Source organism: Klebsiella sp. C283 (assembly GCF_048822555.1).
GTDB lineage: Bacteria > Pseudomonadota > Gammaproteobacteria > Enterobacterales > Enterobacteriaceae > Klebsiella > Klebsiella quasipneumoniae.
The window spans coordinates 16,310-35,711 of record NZ_JBMEZS010000013.1; the positions used below are offsets into that span (position 1 = coordinate 16,310).

18 protein-coding genes are annotated in these 19,402 nt (G+C 58.7%); 12 read left to right on the forward strand and 6 right to left on the reverse strand.

The genetic code is table 11. The features are described from left to right. The first annotated feature begins 64 nt into the window (after window positions 1-64). The 3 genes from ACOI7Z_RS23020 (at window position 65) to gldA (ending at window position 3,032) form a co-directional block, all read left to right on the forward strand. Window positions 65-1,006 (forward strand): AraC family transcriptional regulator, encoded by a 942-nt coding sequence (locus ACOI7Z_RS23020; protein WP_224256479.1) that lies wholly within the window; start codon window positions 65-67, stop codon window positions 1,004-1,006. 205 nt (window positions 1,007-1,211) lie between these two features. Then, a complete protein-coding gene (gene fsa, locus ACOI7Z_RS23025) occupies window positions 1,212-1,874 on the forward strand; it encodes a fructose-6-phosphate aldolase (protein WP_044520931.1) in 663 nt (220 codons plus the stop codon). Between the two features lie 54 nt (window positions 1,875-1,928). Beyond that, window positions 1,929-3,032 carry a bifunctional L-1,2-propanediol dehydrogenase/glycerol dehydrogenase gene (gene gldA, locus ACOI7Z_RS23030; protein ID WP_032454483.1) on the forward strand — a complete coding sequence of 368 codons (1,104 nt, stop codon included), beginning with the start codon at window positions 1,929-1,931 and terminating at the stop codon, window positions 3,030-3,032. Between the two features lie 94 nt (window positions 3,033-3,126). On the opposite strand, the gene metF is transcribed toward gldA, so the two are convergent. After that, on the reverse strand, window positions 3,127-4,014 hold the full coding sequence (gene metF, locus ACOI7Z_RS23035) for a methylenetetrahydrofolate reductase (protein WP_023291532.1): 888 nt from the start codon (window positions 4,012-4,014) through the stop codon (window positions 3,127-3,129). A 194-nt stretch (window positions 4,015-4,208) separates the two neighbouring features. Beyond that, entirely contained in the window at window positions 4,209-5,150 is a 942-nt protein-coding gene (locus ACOI7Z_RS23040) for a LysR family transcriptional regulator (RefSeq protein WP_087849051.1), read from the reverse strand. A gap of 91 nt (window positions 5,151-5,241) precedes the next feature. Here ACOI7Z_RS23040 and ACOI7Z_RS23045 point away from each other — a divergent pair, with 91 nt between their 5' ends. Continuing rightward, on the forward strand, window positions 5,242-5,613 hold the full coding sequence (locus tag ACOI7Z_RS23045) for a carboxymuconolactone decarboxylase family protein (protein WP_023291530.1): 372 nt from the start codon (window positions 5,242-5,244) through the stop codon (window positions 5,611-5,613). Between the two features lie 38 nt (window positions 5,614-5,651). Here ACOI7Z_RS23045 and ACOI7Z_RS23050 read toward each other — a convergent pair whose 3' ends face one another. After that, a complete protein-coding gene (locus ACOI7Z_RS23050; protein ID WP_087849052.1) occupies window positions 5,652-8,084 on the reverse strand; it encodes a bifunctional aspartate kinase/homoserine dehydrogenase II in 2,433 nt (810 codons plus the stop codon). A 2-nt stretch (window positions 8,085-8,086) separates the two neighbouring features. Continuing rightward, entirely contained in the window at window positions 8,087-9,247 is a 1,161-nt protein-coding gene (metB, locus tag ACOI7Z_RS23055) for a cystathionine gamma-synthase (RefSeq protein WP_004203678.1), read from the reverse strand. Between the two features lie 267 nt (window positions 9,248-9,514). On the opposite strand from metB, the gene metJ reads away from it, so the two are divergent. After that, a complete protein-coding gene (metJ, locus tag ACOI7Z_RS23060) occupies window positions 9,515-9,832 on the forward strand; it encodes a met regulon transcriptional regulator MetJ (RefSeq protein WP_002882924.1) in 318 nt (105 codons plus the stop codon). A gap of 101 nt (window positions 9,833-9,933) precedes the next feature. Here the strand turns inward: metJ and rpmE are convergent, their stop codons facing one another. Beyond that, complete coding sequence (gene rpmE, locus ACOI7Z_RS23065) at window positions 9,934-10,146, reverse strand: 50S ribosomal protein L31 (protein ID WP_002882922.1); 213 nt, start codon at window positions 10,144-10,146, stop codon at window positions 9,934-9,936. Between the two features lie 252 nt (window positions 10,147-10,398). Here rpmE and priA point away from each other — a divergent pair, with 252 nt between their 5' ends. From priA to rraA, 7 genes are all read left to right on the forward strand, one after another. Beyond that, window positions 10,399-12,594: a primosomal protein N' gene (gene priA, locus ACOI7Z_RS23070; RefSeq protein ID WP_044520924.1), complete on the forward strand. Its 2,196-nt coding sequence runs from the start codon at window positions 10,399-10,401 to the stop codon at window positions 12,592-12,594. 150 nt (window positions 12,595-12,744) lie between these two features. After that, the gene (gene cytR / locus ACOI7Z_RS23075; RefSeq protein WP_004203676.1) at window positions 12,745-13,773 is read left to right on the forward strand and encodes a DNA-binding transcriptional regulator CytR; all 1,029 of its coding nucleotides are present in this window, start codon (window positions 12,745-12,747) and stop codon (window positions 13,771-13,773) included. Window positions 13,774-13,866: 93 nt separating this feature from the next. Beyond that, a complete protein-coding gene (gene ftsN, locus ACOI7Z_RS23080; protein WP_072072771.1) occupies window positions 13,867-14,832 on the forward strand; it encodes a cell division protein FtsN in 966 nt (321 codons plus the stop codon). Between the two features lie 91 nt (window positions 14,833-14,923). Further along, a complete protein-coding gene (gene hslV, locus ACOI7Z_RS23085; RefSeq protein WP_002882918.1) occupies window positions 14,924-15,454 on the forward strand; it encodes an ATP-dependent protease subunit HslV in 531 nt (176 codons plus the stop codon). 9 nt (window positions 15,455-15,463) lie between these two features. Continuing rightward, window positions 15,464-16,798 (forward strand): HslU--HslV peptidase ATPase subunit, encoded by a 1,335-nt coding sequence (hslU, locus tag ACOI7Z_RS23090; protein WP_002882917.1) that lies wholly within the window; start codon window positions 15,464-15,466, stop codon window positions 16,796-16,798. A gap of 69 nt (window positions 16,799-16,867) precedes the next feature. Next, window positions 16,868-17,788, forward strand: coding sequence for a 1,4-dihydroxy-2-naphthoate polyprenyltransferase (menA, locus tag ACOI7Z_RS23095; protein ID WP_004203673.1), 921 nt, complete (start codon window positions 16,868-16,870; stop codon window positions 17,786-17,788). A 92-nt stretch (window positions 17,789-17,880) separates the two neighbouring features. Beyond that, window positions 17,881-18,366 carry a ribonuclease E activity regulator RraA gene (gene rraA, locus ACOI7Z_RS23100; protein ID WP_002882913.1) on the forward strand — a complete coding sequence of 162 codons (486 nt, stop codon included), beginning with the start codon at window positions 17,881-17,883 and terminating at the stop codon, window positions 18,364-18,366. A 61-nt stretch (window positions 18,367-18,427) separates the two neighbouring features. On the opposite strand, the gene pfkA is transcribed toward rraA, so the two are convergent. Next, complete coding sequence (gene pfkA / locus ACOI7Z_RS23105; RefSeq protein ID WP_002882911.1) at window positions 18,428-19,390, reverse strand: 6-phosphofructokinase; 963 nt, start codon at window positions 19,388-19,390, stop codon at window positions 18,428-18,430. Between the last annotated feature and the right edge of the window lie 12 nt (window positions 19,391-19,402).

Consider the following 19,402-nt stretch of genomic DNA (forward strand, 5'->3'; position numbering starts at 1 on the left):
TCTCCTGAGTTTGCTATCAATGATGACAAATTGTTACGATATAACATCTCTTAAATGAGAAGCAATAGCGACAGGCTGGCGCTTTTACCGCTGGAATAATGTCCGGTATGATGAAAAGGGTGATGCGCGGGGCGGAACAATGATGGACAACGATATCAATCAACTTATTGATGCATTGCTAAAAAAGCAGACCAGCCTCGGACGGGTTTATTTCGCCGGCGAGACGCGCTCGCCTGCTGAACCGGTGGTGCAGGTTGATTTTCCCCGTCTGAATATCCTCCTCGATGGGCAGCTGCGCGACCAGGCGCTCGGCGATAACGCCCCGCTCCTGGAGGCCCATGACGTGCTCTATATTCCTGGCGATAGCTGGAACTGCCCACAGTGGCAGGCGCCCTGCCTGCTGTTAAGCATCCTGTTCGCTAAGCAGCAGCTGGAGTGCTCGCTGCAGCGTTGGAATGGCAAGACGATCGCCGTTGTTGAAAAGCTACAGGCGCTGCGTCGCGGGCCGCGCGTCGGTTCCTTCCTGCTGCAGGCCCTCAACGAGATCCGGATGCAGCCGCAGGAGCAGCAAACCGCCCGCAGCATCGTCATCAGCCTGCTCAGCCACTGCCATGATCTTCTCGGCAGCCAGGCGCAAACCTCCTCGCGCAGCCAGGCGTTGTTCGAGGCAATCCGTCAGTACATCGAGGTCCATTACGCGGAGCCGCTGAGCCGGGAATCGGTCGCCCAGGCGTTCTATCTCTCTCCCAACTATCTTTCCCATCTGTTCCAGAAATGTGGGCCAATGGGCTTCAATGAATATCTAAACCACATTCGTCTCGAACAGGCCCGTATGCTGCTGAAGGGCCACGATATGAAAGTGAAAGACATCGCCCACGCCTGCGGCTTCGCCGACAGCAACTACTTCTGCCGCCTGTTCCGCAAAACCACGGAACGCTCGCCGTCTGAATACCGCCGCCAGTACCATAGCCAGCTGACGGAAAAATCGTCGGCGGCAAAGAACTAGATTTTTGTGTGTTAAACCTGACTTTTGTGCGCGCTATAGTTTCCTGCCATCCCAGCCAGCATCGATAAATGTGATCTAAATCATCCTTAATCGCGATGCGTACATTTATCCAGTTTTTGGCAAATTTGTCATCTGGCGATCCTTCGAACGAAAGCCGTATGCTTACCTCAACGACAGCACCGAATTAAGCATTGAGGAAAACGCTATGGAACTCTATCTGGATACCGCCAACGTCGCCGAAGTGGAACGCCTGGCCCGCATCTACCCGCTGGCCGGGGTGACCACCAACCCGAGCATTATCGCCGCCGGTAAAACCCCGGTGTGGGATGTACTGCCGCGCCTGCAAAAAGCCGTTGGCCCGGAAGGAATTCTGTTCGCGCAGACCATGAGCCGCGATGCGCAGGGCATGGTGGCAGAAGCCAAACGCCTGAGCAACGCCGTGCCGGGCATCGTGGTCAAAATCCCGGTCACCGCCGAAGGCCTCGCCGCTATCAAGATGCTGAAGAAAGAAGGCATCCCGACCCTTGGCACCGCCGTCTACAGCGCTTCACAGGGTCTGCTGGCCGCACTGGCCGGCGCAAAGTACGTCGCGCCTTACGTTAACCGCGTCGACGCTCAGGGCGGAGACGGCATCCGCATGGTGCAGGAACTGCAATCCCTGCTGGAAATGCATGCGCCCGAAAGCAAAGTGCTGGCGGCAAGCTTCAAAACGCCCCGTCAGGCACTGGATTGCCTGCTGGCTGGCTGCGAAGCAATCACCCTTCCACTAGATGTAGCGCAACAAATGCTCGGCACCCCTGCGGTAGAGTCAGCCATAGAGAAGTTTGAACAGGACTGGAATAACGCCTTTGGCACGCTGAACCTGTAACCGGACCCGCGCGCCGCCTGCGGGCGGCATCACGGTCATCGAGGAGGAATCGAAATGGATCGCATTATTCAATCACCAGGCAAATACATCCAGGGCGCAGGCGCCATCAAGCGCCTTGGCGACTACCTGAAACCGCTGGCCGAACGCTGGCTGGTCGTTGGCGATAAATTCGTGCTGGGATTCGCGGAAGAGATGCTACGCAAAAGCCTGGCTGACGCCGGCCTGGCGGCGGAAATCGCGCCGTTTGGCGGTGAATGTTCGCATAATGAAATCAATCGCCTGCGCGATATCGCCGGCAGTGCGAAATGCACCGCCGTGCTGGGGATCGGCGGTGGTAAAACCCTGGATACCGCGAAAGCGCTGGCCCATTTTATGAAGGTGCCGGTGGCGATCGCCCCCACCATCGCCTCCACCGATGCGCCGTGCAGCGCACTGTCGGTGATTTACACCGACGAAGGCGAGTTCGACAGCTATCTGATGCTGCCGCACAACCCTAACATGGTCATTGTCGATACGCAGATCGTTGCTGGCGCGCCGGCTCGCCTGCTGGCCGCCGGGATTGGCGATGCGCTGGCCACCTGGTTCGAAGCCCGCGCCTGCTCACGCAGCGGCGCCACCACCATGGCGGGCGGGAAATGCACCCAGGCGGCGCTGGCGCTGGCCGAGCTGTGCTACAACACCTTACTCGAAGAGGGTGAAAAAGCGATGCTGGCCGCCGAACAGCACGTGGTCACTCCGGCGCTGGAGCGGGTGGTGGAAGCCAACACCTATCTGAGCGGCGTCGGTTTTGAAAGCGGTGGCCTGGCGGCAGCCCACGCGATTCATAACGGCATGACGGCCATCCCTGACGCTCACCACTATTATCACGGTGAAAAAGTGGCGTTCGGCACCCTGACGCAGTTGGTGCTGGAAAACGCGCCGGTGGAAGAGATCGAGACTGTCGCCGCGCTATGTCACAGCGTTGGGCTGCCGATCACGCTGGCGCAGCTGGATATCAAAGGCGACATCCCGACCAAAATGCGCCTGGTGGCGGAAGCCGCCTGCGCTGAAGGAGAAACCATCCACAATATGCCGGGCGGCGTCGACGCCGACCAGGTCTACGCCGCGCTGCTGGTCGCCGACCAATATGGCCAGCGCTTCCTGCAGGAATGGGAATAATCCAGAGCAAAACAAAACACCCGGCGTCAGCCGGGTGTTTTTTTATGTTTATCAGCCGGACGCGTCGCCCACTGACGGCGGAAACGGCAAACACTCAGGCCGGACGCACGCCCAGCGTATGACAGATGGCGTAGCTCATTTCGGCGCGGTTAAGGGTGTAGAAGTGGAAATCTTTTACCCCTTCCCGACTTAAGATCTTCACCATGTCCATGGCGATATTCGCCCCCACCAGCTGACGGGTTTCGGCGTCATTATCCAGCCCTTCGAACATTTTCGACATCCACACCGGGATACGAACGTTGGTCATATCCGCAAACTTTTTCGCCTGTTTAAAGTTGGAAACCGGCAGGATACCCGGAATAATTTCCACGTCGATGCCCGCCGAGACGCAGCGATCGCGAAAACGCAGGTAGCTTTCCACATCGAAGAAGAACTGGGTGATCGCGCGGTTGGCGCCTGCCTCGACTTTGCGTTTCAGGTTGAGCAAATCCGCCTGCGCGCTTTTCGCTTCCGGATGCACTTCCGGATATGCGGCGACGGAGATATCAAAATCTCCCACCTCTTTCAGCAGAGTGACCAGATCGGCGGCGTACATCTCCGGTTTACCGCTGCCCGGCGGCAGGTCGCCGCGCAGAGCGACGATATGGCGGATGCCGTTGTTCCAGTAATCCTGGGCGATAGTGCGCAGCTCATCGCGAGTAGCATCGATACAGGTCAGGTGCGGCGCCGCTTCCAGACCGGTTCGCTCTTTAATACCTTTGATGATGCTGTGGGTGCGATCGCGCTCGCCGGAGTTCGCGCCATAGGTCACCGAGACAAACTTCGGTTTCAGACTGCTCAGGCGATCGATGGATTTCCACAGGGTCTGCTCCATTTCACTGGTGCGCGGCGGAAAGAATTCAAAGGACACATTAATCTGGCCCTGGACTTCCGCCAGGCTCTGATTCAGGGCTTCCCGCTGATTGGCGTGAAAAAAGCTCATACCTTACCTCATCAATCGCATGTAATGGCTGTTGTGTTGCGAACTTCTATACGTTTAGACGTCCAGATGTAAAAATGACGGAAAAGCGCCCGGGCGTCAATAGAAAAATCTGCGTAAAGAGTGAGGAAAAGGCTGCCAACATGAAAAAACTTCATCTACCGGCGCTTTGCCAGCCTAAAGAGCCCGCTCTGCGGTCAACATGGGGTAGAACGATATTCAGCATGAGACGAGCGAGTCGTCAGGTGATCATCCAGCAGTGAGAGCCATTGCTGCACGGCTCCTGCCTGGTGAGGCGCATAGATCACCCCAAGGCTTAACGGCATGCTGTCGCCTTCAGCGACAGGACAGAACACTACCCCCTGACGCTGGATCGCGGAAAAGGACGCCGGCAGGAGGATCATGCCTTCCCCACGCGCGATTCGCGCCAGCAGCACATCATGTTCGGCAGGCTCTTCCACATAAGCGGGGGTATAGCCAGCCCGGTCGAAAATGCGCCGCGTGTAGTCAAAGAAATCGGGGTTACGCTCGCGTTTAAACCAGAACAGCGGCCGATGATTGAGCGCGCTTAGCGTTAACGCTGGTATGACGGCTTCCGGCCAGGAGGCTGGCACTGCCGCGATGAGCGGCTCCTGATACGGCAATGGATGCAGGTGCAGCCCTTCAGTATTGAGCGGCAGCGCGACCAGCGCTGCATCGAGTTTGCCTTTGCGCACCTGCTGCGCCAGCGCCGGTGAGGCGTGGCGGGTGATATGCAACCCGCGGGTATGTTCGCTCAGCGCAGATTCAACAGCAGCGAAAATGCCTTGTTCGAAGGCGGTGGTCACGCCCAGACGCAGAGACGGCGGCGAGTGAACGGAGAGCTCACTCAATGCCGCCAGCGTGCGTTCCTGGAGCGCCAGCATGGGCCGAATGATCGCCAGCACCTCTCTGCCCGCGTCGGTAAGGATCAGGCCTTTGCTATGGCGCTGAAACAGCGTCACCCCCAGCTGCGCTTCCAGATAGCGCATATGGCGACTCAGCGGCGGCTGCGAGATAAATAACCGCTGCGCCGCCCGGCTGATGTTATTTTCCTCAGCTACCACGGCAAAGGCACGCAGCAGGCGGATATCGAGAGAATGTAATCGCGAAGTTGTCATACTGAAAAGGTATCACGAAAAGGGTATTACTCAAGTCCGGTAAACTTCCCTACCCTTCCTCTCAACGCATCATCACAGAGAGGAAAAAACGATGTCCAGCGAACGTTATACCACCGGTCAGGAAATGCTTCAGCGCGTGGACGGTAGCGGCGGGGAGGCCGTCGTCAACAGCCTGCGGGATATCGCCCCCGACTTCGCCCGCTATCTGATTGAGTTCCCCTTCGGCGATATTTACGCCCGGCCAGGGCTTGATTTGCGTAGCCGGGAAATCGCCACCATCGCCGCGCTCACCGCGCTGGGTAACGCCGAGCCGCAGCTGAAAGTGCATATTGCCGCGGGATTAAATGTCGGTCTGACGCAAGAGGAAATTACGGAAGTGATCATGCAGATGGCGGTCTACGCCGGATTCCCGGCGGCGCTAAACGGCCTGTTTGCCGCTAAAGCAGTTTTTGCGGCGCACTAACAAAAAAGACCAGGCCGCGCCTGGTCTTTTTCCCGGGACTACAGCAGCTGCGCCAGACGGTTAATATCCGACTGGATCGCCCCGGCGGTCACATCGCGCCCGGCGCCGGGCCCGCGGATCACCAGCGGATTATCGCGATACCAGCGGCTTTCGATAGCGAACACGTTATCGCACGGCAGCAGCGCCGCCAGCGGGTGCTCTTCGCGTACCGCCTCCACGCCGACGCGTGCTTTGCCGTTGGCATCAAAACGCGCCACGTAGCGGAGCACCAGCCCCATCTCGCGGGCCGCCTCCAGGCGCTGCAGCATCTGCTCGTTCAGCTCTTCGCCATTCTCAAAGAAGTGATCGACCGAACCCTCTTCACAGTGCGCCGGGACCAGTGATTCCACGCGCACCTGATCCGGCTCGATGTCGTAACCCGCTTCCCGCGCGAGGATCACCAGCTTGCGCATCACATCTTTACCGGACAGATCGACGCGCGGATCCGGCTCGGTCAGACCCTGCTGCCACGCCTGATCCACCAGGTCGGTGAACGGCACGGTGCCATCGAACTGCAGGAACAGCCAGGAGAGCGTTCCCGAGAAGATACCGCTCAGGCCGAGGATGGTATCGCCGCTGTCGATCAGGTCGCGCACCGTATGGTTCACCGGCAAGCCGGCGCCCACGGTGGCGTTATACAGCCAGTGGCGCCCCGTCTTCTCAAACGCGTCGTGGATCTGGCGATACTTATCGCTGCTGCTGGCCCCCGCCAGCTTGTTGGCGCTGATCACGTGGAAGCCATGGCTGGCGAAATCAAGATACTGGTCTGCCAGCTGCTCGCTGGCGGTGACGTCCAGCACCACTAAATCATCATACGGGTGCGCGCGCATCCACAGGAACAGCGACTCTTCGTCCTGCTCCACCGCTTCATCGTTGAAGAAAGCCAGCGCCCGGCTGGCGTCCAGCCCGTCGTAGTTCAGCAGACTGCGTTTACTGTCGACCACACCGGCGAGAATAAACTCAAAGCCGGTGCGCGCCGAGAGCGTGGTTTGTTCACGGGCGAACAGCTCCAGCCAGCGGGAACCGATGTTCCCTTTGCCGAACAGCATCAGGCCGATACGCTTTTCGGCACGAAACAAGGACTGGTGCAGCCCCTGGATCAGGCTTTCCGTCGGCCCGGCGCGCAGGACGGCCACCAGGCTGATCCCCTCTTCCGACTGCCAGGTGAACTCCACCGGCTGCCCTTTCAGCTGCTGCCAGAAACGGTGGCAGTGCAGTGGGTTGCGGGTGACGCCCGCGCCCACCATCGCCACCAGCGCCAGCTTCTGACGCAGTCGCAGCTCGCCCGGCAGACCTGCCTCATCGAGCAGCTTCAGCGCGCTGTCGGCCACCTCGGAGGTATAGCAGAACTGCAGCAGTTTGCGGTCGGCATGGACGCCAACGGCTAACGGGCGCAGCTGGGCGCGTTTGAGCAGGGCGTCCAGCTCTTTATGCGCCAGTTTGAAATCGTGACCGGCCGGCACCTGGAACTCCACCAGGCAGACATCGTCATGGCTGGTGACAATCCGGGCGCCAGTACCGGAGGCCAGCACGCGCTCAATGCGCGTGGAACCCTGTTCCGGCGTATAGCTGCAGCGTAACTGCAGATCGATATCGCTGGCGGAAACCGGCTGTAGCGTGCGGGCATGGAGCACCGGCGCGGCCAGACGCGCCAGCTCGCTGGCTTCGTCCAGACGCAGCAGCGGCAGCAGACAGGCGTCTTTCACCTTGCGCGGATCCGCGCTGTACACCCCGGCGACGTCGCTCCAGATAGTGACGCGGGAAGCGCCCGCCAGCGCGCCGATCTGGGTGGCAGAGTAGTCAGACCCGTTACGGCCCAGCAGGACGGTTTCACCGTCCTGGTTGCGGGAGATAAAGCCGGTCACCACCAGACGCTTGTTAGGATGCTGCGCCATCAGCTGCTGCAGCAGTGGATAGGATAATCCTTCATCCACCTGCGGCTGCGCGGCGCGTTCCGCGCGCAGGAACGCGCGCGCGTCCAGCCAGGCGGCTTCCATTCCCAGCTGGTTGAGAACCGCCGCCATCAGGCGCGCGGACCACACTTCCCCATGGCCGACCACTTCCGCATAGACCGCTTCGGAAACCCCGCCGTCCAGCAGACCAGCCAGACGCTCAAGGTCGTGGATAAAGGCGGCGATCAACGTATCCGCCGCCGCAGGCTCCACCAGACCGCTAATCAGCTCGGTGTGATAGCGGCGAAGCGACTGCTGAACCTGATGCGCAGCAAGGCGATCGCTCTGGCTAAGCTTAAGCCAGCTGATCAGCTGGTTGGTGGTGCTGCCAGCGGCGGAGACGACCATCATGTCCCCCGCCTGCGAATACTCCTTCATGATCCCCGCGACGCGCAGGTAACATTTCGCATCCGCTAAACTACTCCCACCAAATTTGTGCAGCTGACGACCCTTCGCCCCTGCCTGCGCAATCACACTCATCTTTATTCCTCGTTTGCTGCCCGGAAGCCATTTTCCAGGTCGGCAATTAAATCTTCACCATCTTCAATACCGGTCGAAATACGCAGGAGCGTTTCTGAAATTCCGGCGGCGGCACGCGCTTCAGGCGCCATGCCGGCATGCGTCATCGTTGCCGCATGGGAAATCAGGCTTTCAACGCCCCCCAGCGATTCCGCCAGTGTAAACAGCGACAGCCCGCTCAGGAAACGGCGCAGCGTCTGCTCGTCACCGTCCAGCTCGAAGCTTAACATTGCGCCAAAACCTTTTTGCTGACGCGCCGCAATTTCATGCCCCTGGTTTTCCGGCAGCGACGGATGATACAGCTTTTTCACCAGTGGCTGGGTTTTCAGATACTCGACAATCGCCAGGGCATTACGCTGCGCCACTTCCATGCGTGGAGAAAGCGTCCGCAGCCCGCGCAACAGCAGATAGCTGTCGAAGGCGCTGCCGGTGACGCCAATATTATTCGCCCACCATGCCAGTTCGGTGACAGTCGCCGGATCGTTGGCAATCACCACCCCGGCCACCACATCAGAGTGACCATTAAGGTATTTAGTACAGGAGTGCAACACCAGATCGGCGCCCAGCGCCAGCGGGTTTTGCAGCGCCGGACTCAGGAAGGTGTTATCGACCACGCTGATCGCCCCGGCTTCGCGCGCCAGACCACAGATTTTCGCAATATCCACTACCCGCAGCAATGGATTACTTGGGCTTTCGACCAGCACCAGCTTCGGTTTTTCCGCCAACGCCGCCCGCAGCGCCTGCTCATCGTTTTGATCGACGAACTGAACGCGATAGCAGCCGCGCTTCGCCAGGCTATCGAACAGACGGTAGCTGCCGCCGTAGCAGTCATGCGGCGCCACCAGCAGATCGCCAGGCTTAAGGAACACCGTCGTCACCAGCAGGATCGCCGACATACCGGTATTGGTCAGCACCGCGCCAGCGCCGCCCTCCAGCTCCGCTAAGGCACGCTGCACCACATCACGCGTCGGGTTGCCGCGGCGGGAGTAGTCGTGAGCGCGAGGTTCATTAAAGTCGGTGAAGTTATAGGTACTGGAGAGGTGGATCGGCGGGACAACGCAACCGTACTGCTCGTCGTCATTTAAACCGCTACGCACTGCGATGGTGGCCTGTTTACGCGTCATGTTGGGAAGTTCCTGGGCTGAATCGGTGAAAAGTCAGGCTCCAGAGTAATCATTGTCACAATAGACGTCAATACATCTGGACATCTAAACTTCTTTGCGTATAGATTGAGCAAAGTGCAAATAGCCGTTAAAATTATATGCATTAGCGCACGTCGGCGGCGGCTTATCTCATGTCAGAAAGCCTGCGCTTACGGTAAACTACGCGCAATTATAGCCCGGGCGGAATATTCTGGCCCTTCACTAATAAACAGAGGATTAAGGTATCTCATGGCTGAATGGAGCGGCGAATATATCAGCCCATACGCTGAGCACGGTAAGAAGAGTGAGCAAGTAAAGAAAATTACGGTTTCCATTCCTCTGAAGGTGTTAAAAATCCTCACCGATGAACGTACGCGTCGTCAGGTGAATAACCTGCGTCACGCGACCAACAGCGAGCTGCTGTGCGAAGCGTTCCTGCATGCCTTTACCGGACAACCGCTGCCTAACGATGAAGACCTGCGTAAAGAGCGCAGCGATGAGATCCCGGAAGCGGCGAAAGCGATTATGCGTGAACTGGGTATCGACCCGGATACGTGGGAATACTGAGACGATAAAAAGGGCGGAAGCACGCTTCCGCCCTTTTTCTTTCTCGCCCAGGCAGGCGAGAGACACAAAAAAGCCGCCCTGAGGCGGCTTCTTCTGGCAACTTACTTGCTGCCCGGGATGCTGAAGCGCTTGTTGAAGCGGTCAACACGGCCACCGGTAGCAACATCACGCTGTTTGCCGGTGAAGAACGGGTGGCATTTGCCGCACACGTCGAGGTTCAGGTCATGACCTACAGTGGAGCGGATTTTCATGACATTACCGCAAGAACAGGTAGCAGTAATTTCGTCGTAATTTGGGTGAATACCTTTTTTCATGGGAGAACCTCAGTTAAGGCCGCGTCGCTCTTCCAGCCCTAACGCCAGACACCACGCGATATTAGTAATTTCCCGTCGCCCTCTACGCTGTTGACAGCGTTAAGCACGCGGTAATGGTCAATCTTCAATGCGATATAAAGCGCATCAAAGGCGGCGAATCATACAGAATTTGACCAGCATATGCAAACTGATCCGCGCCGCCTTATCGTAATGTGTATACTATCCCGCCAGATTTCAAGTCAGGAAGATGACATGCCCGTCGCCCACGTTGCCCTACCCGTTCCGCTACCGCGCACTTTTGACTATCTGCTGCCTGAAGGCATGGCGGTCAAAGCGGGCTGTCGGGTGCGGGTGCCGTTCGGCAAACAGGAGCGGATCGGTATTGTCGCGGCGGTCAGCGAACGCAGCGAGCTGCCGCTGGACGAGCTAAAACCGGTCGCGGAAGCGCTGGACGACGAACCGGTCTTCTCCGGTACCGTCTGGCGGCTGCTGATGTGGGCGGCTGAGTATTACCATCATCCGATTGGCGATGTGCTGTTCCATGCGCTGCCCATTCTGCTGCGCCAGGGCAAACCCGCCAGCGCGACGCCGCTGTGGTACTGGTTCGCCACCGAGCAGGGGCAGGCCGTCGACCTTAACGGTCTGAAACGCTCGCCGAAGCAGCAGCAGGCGCTGGCGGCGCTGCGCCAGGGAAAAATCTGGCGTCATCAGGTTGGCGAACTGGAATTTAATGAAGCGGCGCTGCAGGCGCTGCGCGGCAAAGGGCTGGCGGAGCTGGCCTGCGAAGCGCCCGCCCTCATCGACTGGCGCAGCGCGTATTCGGTTGCCGGCGAACGCCTGCGTCTTAATACCGAGCAAGCCACCGCCGTCGGGGCGATCCACAGCGCCGCCGATCGCTTCTCCGCCTGGCTGCTGGCGGGTATTACCGGCTCAGGGAAAACGGAAGTCTATTTGAGCGTGCTGGAGAATGTGCTGGCGCAGGGGCGCCAGGCGCTGGTGATGGTGCCGGAGATCGGTCTTACGCCGCAGACCATCGCCCGTTTCCGCCAGCGCTTTAACGCGCCGGTGGAAGTGCTGCACTCCGGACTCAATGACAGCGAACGTCTTTCGGCCTGGCTGAAGGCGAAAAACGGCGAAGCGGCCATTGTGATCGGCACCCGCTCCTCGCTGTTTACCCCGTTTAAAGACCTCGGCGTCATCGTTATCGACGAAGAGCATGACAGCTCCTACAAGCAGCAGGAGGGCTGGCGCTACCATGCCCGCGACCTGGCGGTATGGCGCGCCCACAGCGAACAGATCCCGATTATTCTCGGCTCGGCGACGCCGGCGCTGGAGACCCTGCATAACGTCCGCCAGGGCAAATACCGCCAGTTAACCTTAAGCAAACGCGCGGGCAATGCGCGCCCTGCCCAGCAGCACGTGCTCGATCTCAAAGGGCAACCGCTGCAGGCGGGTCTGTCTCCCGCGCTGATTAACCGTATGCGCCAGCATCTGCAGGCGGATAACCAGGTGATCCTGTTTCTTAACCGCCGCGGCTTTGCGCCAGCGCTGCTGTGCCACGACTGCGGCTGGATAGCGGAATGTCCGCGCTGCGACAGCTACTACACGTTGCACCAGGCGCAGCACCATCTGCGCTGCCACCATTGCGACAGTCAGCGCCCTATCCCGCGCCAATGTCCCTCCTGCGGCTCCACGCACCTGGTGCCGGTGGGTATCGGCACCGAACAGCTGGAGCAGGCCCTGGCGCCGCTGTTCCCTGACGTGCCTATCTCGCGTATCGACCGCGATACCACCAGCCGCAAAGGGGCGCTGGAGGAGCATCTCGCCGCCGTCCATCGCGGCGGGGCGCGTATTTTAATTGGCACCCAGATGCTGGCCAAAGGCCACCACTTCCCGGACGTCACCCTCGTCTCCCTGCTGGACGTCGACGGGGCGCTGTTTTCCGCGGATTTCCGCTCCGCCGAGCGTTTCGCTCAGCTCTATACCCAGGTCTCCGGGCGAGCGGGACGGGCAGGAAAACAGGGCGAAGTGATCCTGCAAACCCACCATCCTGAACACCCTCTGCTGCAGACCCTGCTGTATAAAGGCTACGACGCCTTCGCCGAACAGGCGCTGGCAGAGCGGCAGACAATGCAGCTACCGCCGTGGACCAGCCATGTGCTGATTCGTGCGGAAGACCATAACAACCAGCAGGCGCCGCTGTTTTTACAACAGCTGCGCAATCTGCTGCAGGCCAGTCCGCTGGCCGACGACAAGCTATGGGTGCTCGGTCCGGTTCCGGCGCTGGCGCCGAAGCGCGGCGGCCGCTGGCGGTGGCAGATATTGCTGCAGCATCCTTCGCGGGTACGCCTGCAGCATATCGTCAGCGGTACGCTGGCGCTGATCAATACGCTGCCGGAGGCGAAAAAAGTAAAGTGGGTGCTGGATGTCGATCCTATTGAAGGGTAAGCCTTCTCTTGCGAGCCGGATCGAAAAATTTAACAAGCATCACGTTTTTCATGAAAATTCTGTAACTCACTGCCGCGACTATCTGATAAAAATGATGCAGCAGTTAGCGCGCAAGGGAAATGCCAGCGCCATTCAGCGAGGAGAAACCAGGTGAAGCCCAAAAAACAAGTGGTTGCCGCCACCATGAAAGACGTCGCCTTAAAGGCAAACGTTTCCACGGCAACCGTGTCCCGAGCGTTGATGAACCCTGATAAGGTGTCGCAAGCCACCCGTAACCGGGTCGAGCAGGCGGCGCTGGAAGTCGGCTATTTACCGCAGTCGCTCGGACGCAATATGAAGCGCAACGAATCGCGGACGATCCTCGTGATCGTCCCGGATATCTGCGATCCCTTTTTTAGCGAAGTGATCCGCGGTATTGAAGTCACTGCCGCCGAGCACGGATATCTGGTGTTAATCGGCGATTGCGCCCACCAGAATCAGAAAGAAAAAACCTTTATCGACCTTATCATCACCAAGCAGATTGACGGCATGGTGCTGCTCAGCTCGCGCCTGCCGTTTGACGCCAGCGTGGAAGAGCAGCGCAATTTGCCGCCGATGGTCATGTCGAACGAGTTCGCGCCGGAGCTGGAGTTGCCCACCGTCCACATCGATAACCTGACGGCGGCTTTTAACGCGGTAAACTATCTTCACGAGCTGGGACACCAGCGTATCGGCTGCATCGCCGGCCCGGAAGATATGCCGCTGTGCCATTATCGCCTGCAGGGTTACGTGCAGGCGCTGCGCCGCAGCGGTATCACCGTTGATCCGCACTATATTGCTCGCGGCAACTTTACCTTCGAAGCTGGCGCCAATGCGCTGGAGCAGCTGCTGTCGCAGCCGGTACCGCCCACCGCGGTCTTTTGCCATAGCGATGTGATGGCGCTGGGCGCCTTATCGCTGGCGAAACGCCGCGGTCTGAAAGTGCCGGACGACCTGTCGATTGTCGGCTTCGATAACATCGCGTTGTCTGAATTTTGCGATCCGCCATTGACCACCGTGTCACAGCCGCGTTTTGATATCGGCCGTGAAGGAATGCTGCTATTACTTGAGCAAATGCAGGGTCATAACGTGAACAGCGGCTCGCGCCTGCTCGATTGCGAACTGATTGTTCGCGGCAGTACGCAAAAAATCAGACGATAACCATCAGGCTTTCGGGCCTGCTCTTCTGGTCAAAGGCCCGCCGCTTAAGTAACATGGCGGGCTGACGAACGAATATAAGACAGCGAAACGATAGTGGCACAACGAGATTATGTACGCCGCAGCCAACCGGCTTCTTCGCGGCGCAAAAAGAGCACTACCCGAAGCTCAAGGAATAAGCAAAGCAGCCTCCCGGCAATTTCACCGGCTATGGTGGCGATCGCGGCGGCTGTGCTGGTGGCCTTTATCGGTGGACTCTATTTCATTACGCACCATAAGAAAGAAGAAGCGGAAGCGATGCAAAATCGCCAGGCCGCCGGCAACGGCTTGCCGCCAAAACCGGAAGAGCGCTGGCGCTATATTAAAGAGCTGGAAAGCCGCCAGCCGGGCGTTCGCGCGCCGACCGAACCGACCGCCGGCGGCGAAGTGATGAAACCGGAGCAACTGACCGACGAACAGCGTCAGCTGCTGGCCCAGATGCAGGCCGATATGCGTCAACAGCCGACTCAGCTGACCGAAGTGCCGTGGAACGAACAAACGCCGGCCCAGCGCCAGCAGACGCTGCAGCGTCAGCGTTTAGCGCAGCAACAGCAGCAGGCGCAACAGCAACAGTGGGCGCAAACTCAGCCGCAGACCGTGCAGCAGCCGCCGCGCGTTCAGCAGCCGAAGCCGGTCCAGCAGCAACAGCCGAAGCAGACCGCGTCAAACCAGCAGCCGTACCAGGATCTGCTGCAGACGCCGGCGCACACTACGACTACGCAGCCGCGCGCGCAGGCCGCCGCGCCGGTGACTCGAGTGGAGGAAGCGCCGAAAACGACCGCCGAGAAAAAAGACGATCGTAGCTGGATGATCCAGTGCGGCTCCTTTAAAGGCGCCGAGCAGGCCGAAACCGTCCGCGCTCAGCTGGCTTTCGAAGGGTTTGCTTCGCACATCACCACCAATAACGGCTGGAACCGCGTGGTCATTGGCCCGCTGAAAGGCAAAGAAAGCGCCAACGAGATGATCACCCGCCTGAAGATGGCTGGACACGCGAACTGCATTCGTCTCGCCGCCAGGGGTTGAAACCCTCAAAATCCCCCCCATCTATAATTGCATTCGGCCCCGCGGACAGCGCGGGGCCCCTGTTCCGCTTTTGCAACCAAGGGGTCTGCTCGTGACTACAATTGTAAGTGTTCGCCGTAACGGCCATGTTGTTATTGCCGGTGATGGCCAGGCCACGCTGGGCAACACCGTAATGAAGGGCAACGTGAAAAAAGTGCGTCGTCTGTACAACGACAAAGTGATTGCCGGTTTCGCTGGCGGCACCGCCGACGCCTTCACGCTGTTCGAACTGTTTGAACGCAAACTGGAAATGCACCAGGGCCATCTGGTGAAGGCCGCCGTTGAGCTGGCTAAAGACTGGCGAACCGATCGGATGTTGCGCAAGCTGGAAGCACTGCTGGCCGTCGCGGACGAAAACGCGTCGCTTATCATCACCGGTAACGGTGACGTGGTACAGCCGGAAAACGATTTGATTGCTATCGGCTCCGGCGGTCCTTACGCCCAGGCCGCGGCCCGCGCGCTGCTGGAAAACACCGATATGGGCGCGCGCGATATCGCCGAGAAAGCGTTGGATATTGCAGGTGATATCTGCATCTATACCAACCATTTCCACACCATCGAAGAATTACCTTCTAAAGCGTAAGGATCTCCCATGTCTGAAATGACCCCACGCGAAATTGTCAGCGAACTGGACAAACACATTATCGGGCAGGACGCCGCCAAGCGTTCTGTTGCTATCGCCCTGCGTAACCGCTGGCGCCGGATGCAGCTTAACGAAGAGCTGCGTCATGAAGTCACGCCGAAAAACATTCTGATGATCGGCCCAACCGGCGTCGGTAAAACCGAAATCGCTCGTCGTCTGGCGAAACTGGCCAACGCGCCGTTTATTAAAGTTGAAGCGACGAAGTTCACCGAAGTGGGCTATGTCGGTAAAGAAGTGGACTCTATCATCCGCGATCTGACCGATGCGGCGATCAAAATGGTTCGTATGCAGTCCATCGATAAGAACCGTTACCGCGCGGAAGAGCTGGCGGAAGAGCGCGTGCTTGACGTGCTGATACCGCCGGCGAAGAACAACTGGGGCCAGACTGAGCCGTCGCAGGAACCGTCTGCGGCGCGCCAGGCGTTCCGTAAGAAACTGCGTGAAGGCCAGCTGGACGATAAAGAGATTGAAATCGATCTCGCTGCGGCGCCGATGGGCGTTGAAATCATGTCCCCTCCGGGCATGGAAGAGATGACCAGCCAGCTGCAGTCCATGTTCCAGAACCTCGGCGGCCAGAAGCAGAAACCGCGTAAGCTGAAAATCAAAGACGCGATGAAGCTGCTGATTGAAGAAGAAGCGGCCAAACTGGTCAATCCGGAAGAGCTGAAGCAGGAAGCCATCGACGCTGTTGAGCAGCACGGTATCGTCTTTATCGACGAAATCGACAAAATCTGTAAGCGCGGCGGCAACACCTCCGGCCCGGACGTCTCCCGTGAAGGCGTACAGCGCGACCTGCTGCCGCTGGTGGAAGGCTGCACCGTCTCCACCAAGCACGGGATGGTCAAGACCGACCACATCCTGTTTATCGCCTCCGGCGCGTTCCAGGTGGCCAGCCCGTCCGATCTGATCCCGGAACTGCAGGGGCGTCTGCCGATCCGCGTTGAGCTGAAGGCGCTGACCACCCATGACTTCGAGCGCATCCTGACCGAACCGAACGCCTCCATCACCGTGCAGTACAAGGCGCTGATGGCGACCGAAGGGGTGAATATCGAATTCACCGAAGACGGTATCAAGCGTATCGCTCAGGCCGCATGGCAGGTAAACGAAACCACCGAGAACATCGGCGCGCGCCGTCTGCACACCGTGCTGGAGCGCCTGGTGGAAGATATCTCCTATGATGCCAGCGAGATGAACGGCCAGACCGTCACTATCGATGCCGAATATGTGAGTAAGCACCTGGATGTTCTGGTGGCAGATGAAGATCTGAGCCGTTTTATCCTATAATCCGGTGCAATGCATTTTCATCACTGTTGATGGGGGCTATCGCCCCCATTTTTATTGGCTAAAATAACTATGACTGATATCAGCCGTTCTCAGGCGTGGCTGGAAAGCCTGCGTCCTAAAACGTTACCGCTGGCGTTTGCCGCGATTATTGTTGGCACCGTCCTTGCCTGGGAGCAGGGGCATTTTGATCCCTGGGTCGCCCTGCTGGCGCTGATCACCGCCGGCTTGCTGCAAATTCTTTCCAACCTCGCCAATGACTACGGCGACGCGGTCAAGGGGAGCGATAAACCGGACCGCATCGGGCCGCTGCGCGGGATGCAGAAAGGGGTGATTACCCCCCAGCAGATGAAGCGCGCCTTGATTGTCACCGTCGCGCTGATCTGTCTGTTTGGTCTGGCGCTACTGTGCGTCGCCTGGCAGAGCGTCGGCGATTTCATCGGTTTCCTCGCGCTGGGTGGCCTGTCGATCGTGGCCGCCATCACCTACACAGTGGGCACCCGCCCGTATGGTTATATTGGCCTCGGTGATATTTCGGTACTCGTTTTCTTCGGCTGGCTGAGCGTCCTCGGCAGCTGGTATCTGCAAGCCCACAATGTGGAAGCGGCCATTTTTCTGCCGGCAACGGCCTGCGGTCTGCTGGCGACCGCCGTACTGAACATCAATAACCTGCGTGATATCGACAGCGACCGGCAGAACGGGAAGAACACCCTCGCCGTGCGCCTGGGGCCGGTCAATGCCCGCCGCTATCATGCCTGCCTGCTGCTCGGCGCCCTGCTGTGTCTGGCGCTGTTTAACCTGCTGGCGCTGCATTCTGCCTGGGGCTGGCTGTTTATTCTCGCCACGCCGCTGCTGGTCAAACAGGCGCGTTACGTCCTGCGCGAATCCGATCCGCTGGCGATGCGGCCGATGCTCGAAAAGACGGTCAAAGGGGCTTTACTGACCAACCTGCTGTTTGTTATCGGGATTATTGCCAGTAAGCTGGCGGCTTAACTGACAAATATCAATTAACAATTGATGATTTTGCCAACAATGCGATTCGCGGGATATACTAAAAACTCTCGCAGCAACTGAACGTTAAGCCTATGAAATACGATACTTCCGAGCTTTGTGACATCTACCAGGAAGATGTCAACGTCGTGGAACCGCTGTTCTCTAACTTTGGAGGACGGTCGTCGTTTGGTGGACAGATCATTACGGTAAAATGTTTCGAGGATAACGGGTTGCTCTACGATCTGCTCGAGCAGAATGGCCGTGGTCATATTCTCCTGATCGACGGCGGCGGCTCAGTACGACGCGCGTTAATTGACGCTGACCTGGCGCGTCTGGCCGTACAGAATGAATGGGAAGGGTTGGTGGTCTATGGCGCGGTGCGCCAGGTTGACGACCTTGAGGAACTGGATATCGGCATCCAGGCGCTGGCGGCCATTCCGGTCGGCGCGGCTGGCGAAGGCATCGGCGAAAGCGACGTGCGCGTCAATTTCGGCGGCGTAACCTTCTTCAGCGGCGACCATCTGTATGCCGATAACACCGGGATGATTCTGTCGGAAGACCCGCTGGATATCGAATAAATCTTGCGCCATAAAAAAGGCCTTCTCCATGAGAAGGCCTTTTGTTTATCCGGCGCGTAACTTAGTACAGTTTCTTCGCGCAATCCAGCCAGTCGTTCTTGAACGGACGCTTCATGTTCTCGATGGCATCGATGATGTCGTGGTGCACCAGCTTCTCGTTCTGGATGCCGACGCAACGGCCGCCATGGCCCTGCAGCAGCAGCTCAATCGCATAGGCGCCCATGCGGGAAGCCAGGATACGGTCGTAAGGAACCGGGGAACCGCCGCGCTGAATGTGGCCGAGGACGGTAGCACGGGTTTCACGGCCGGTCTCTTTCTCGATGTAGCTTGCCAGCTCGTCAACGTCGCACATGTGCTCGGTGATCGCCACGATAGCGTGTTTCTTCCCTTTCGCGATGCCGGCTTTGATTTCCGCTACCAGATCGTCACGGGTATATTCCACTTCCGGCACCATGATGAACTCACAGCCGCCGGCAATCGCCGCCGCCAGAGTCAGGTCGCCACAGTAACGGCCCATCACTTCCACCACGGAGATACGCTGGTGCGAAGAGGAGGTGTCGCGCAGACGGTCAATCGCTTCCACCACGGTGCTCAGAGCGGTGAAGAAGCCGATGGTGTAGTCAGTGCCTTTGATATCGTTGTCGATAGTGCCCGGCAGGCCGATGCACGGGAAGCCCATCTCGGTCAGGCGCATCGCCCCCATATAGGACCCGTCACCACCGATAACCACCAGCGCGTCCAGGCCACGCTTCTTCATGTTTTCGATAGCCACTGCGCGGATGTGTTCTTCGCGGAATTCCGGGAAGCGAGCGGAGCCCAGGAAGGTGCCGCCGCGGTTGATCATGTCGGAAACGCTGTAACGGTCGAGCTGAACCATACGGTCTTCGTACAAGCCGAGGTAACCGTCATAGATTCCAAAAACTTCCAGACCTTCCGTTAATGCCGCGCGCACAACGCCACGAATTGCTGCGTTCATGCCCGGCGCATCACCGCCACTTGTCAACACACCGATTTTCTTAATCATGACTACCTCTGA

What these genes read in the sequence shown, in the direction of transcription:
- pfkA (WP_002882911.1), bottom strand. Translation starts at nt 19,390, where the DNA reads ATGATTAAGAAAATCGGTGTGTTGACAAGTGGCGGTGATGCGCCGGGC.
- rraA (WP_002882913.1), top strand. Translation starts at nt 17,881, where the DNA reads ATGAAATACGATACTTCCGAGCTTTGTGACATCTACCAGGAAGATGTC.
- ACOI7Z_RS23045 (WP_023291530.1), top strand. Translation starts at nt 5,242, where the DNA reads ATGTCCAGCGAACGTTATACCACCGGTCAGGAAATGCTTCAGCGCGTG.
- metF (WP_023291532.1), bottom strand. Translation starts at nt 4,014, where the DNA reads ATGAGCTTTTTTCACGCCAATCAGCGGGAAGCCCTGAATCAGAGCCTG.
- metJ (WP_002882924.1), top strand. Translation starts at nt 9,515, where the DNA reads ATGGCTGAATGGAGCGGCGAATATATCAGCCCATACGCTGAGCACGGT.
- ACOI7Z_RS23040 (WP_087849051.1), bottom strand. Translation starts at nt 5,150, where the DNA reads ATGACAACTTCGCGATTACATTCTCTCGATATCCGCCTGCTGCGTGCC.
- rpmE (WP_002882922.1), bottom strand. Translation starts at nt 10,146, where the DNA reads ATGAAAAAAGGTATTCACCCAAATTACGACGAAATTACTGCTACCTGT.
- priA (WP_044520924.1), top strand. Translation starts at nt 10,399, where the DNA reads ATGCCCGTCGCCCACGTTGCCCTACCCGTTCCGCTACCGCGCACTTTT.
- ACOI7Z_RS23050 (WP_087849052.1), bottom strand. Translation starts at nt 8,084, where the DNA reads ATGAGTGTGATTGCGCAGGCAGGGGCGAAGGGTCGTCAGCTGCACAAA.
- hslU (WP_002882917.1), top strand. Translation starts at nt 15,464, where the DNA reads ATGTCTGAAATGACCCCACGCGAAATTGTCAGCGAACTGGACAAACAC.
- fsa (WP_044520931.1), top strand. Translation starts at nt 1,212, where the DNA reads ATGGAACTCTATCTGGATACCGCCAACGTCGCCGAAGTGGAACGCCTG.
- menA (WP_004203673.1), top strand. Translation starts at nt 16,868, where the DNA reads ATGACTGATATCAGCCGTTCTCAGGCGTGGCTGGAAAGCCTGCGTCCT.
- gldA (WP_032454483.1), top strand. Translation starts at nt 1,929, where the DNA reads ATGGATCGCATTATTCAATCACCAGGCAAATACATCCAGGGCGCAGGC.
- metB (WP_004203678.1), bottom strand. Translation starts at nt 9,247, where the DNA reads ATGACGCGTAAACAGGCCACCATCGCAGTGCGTAGCGGTTTAAATGAC.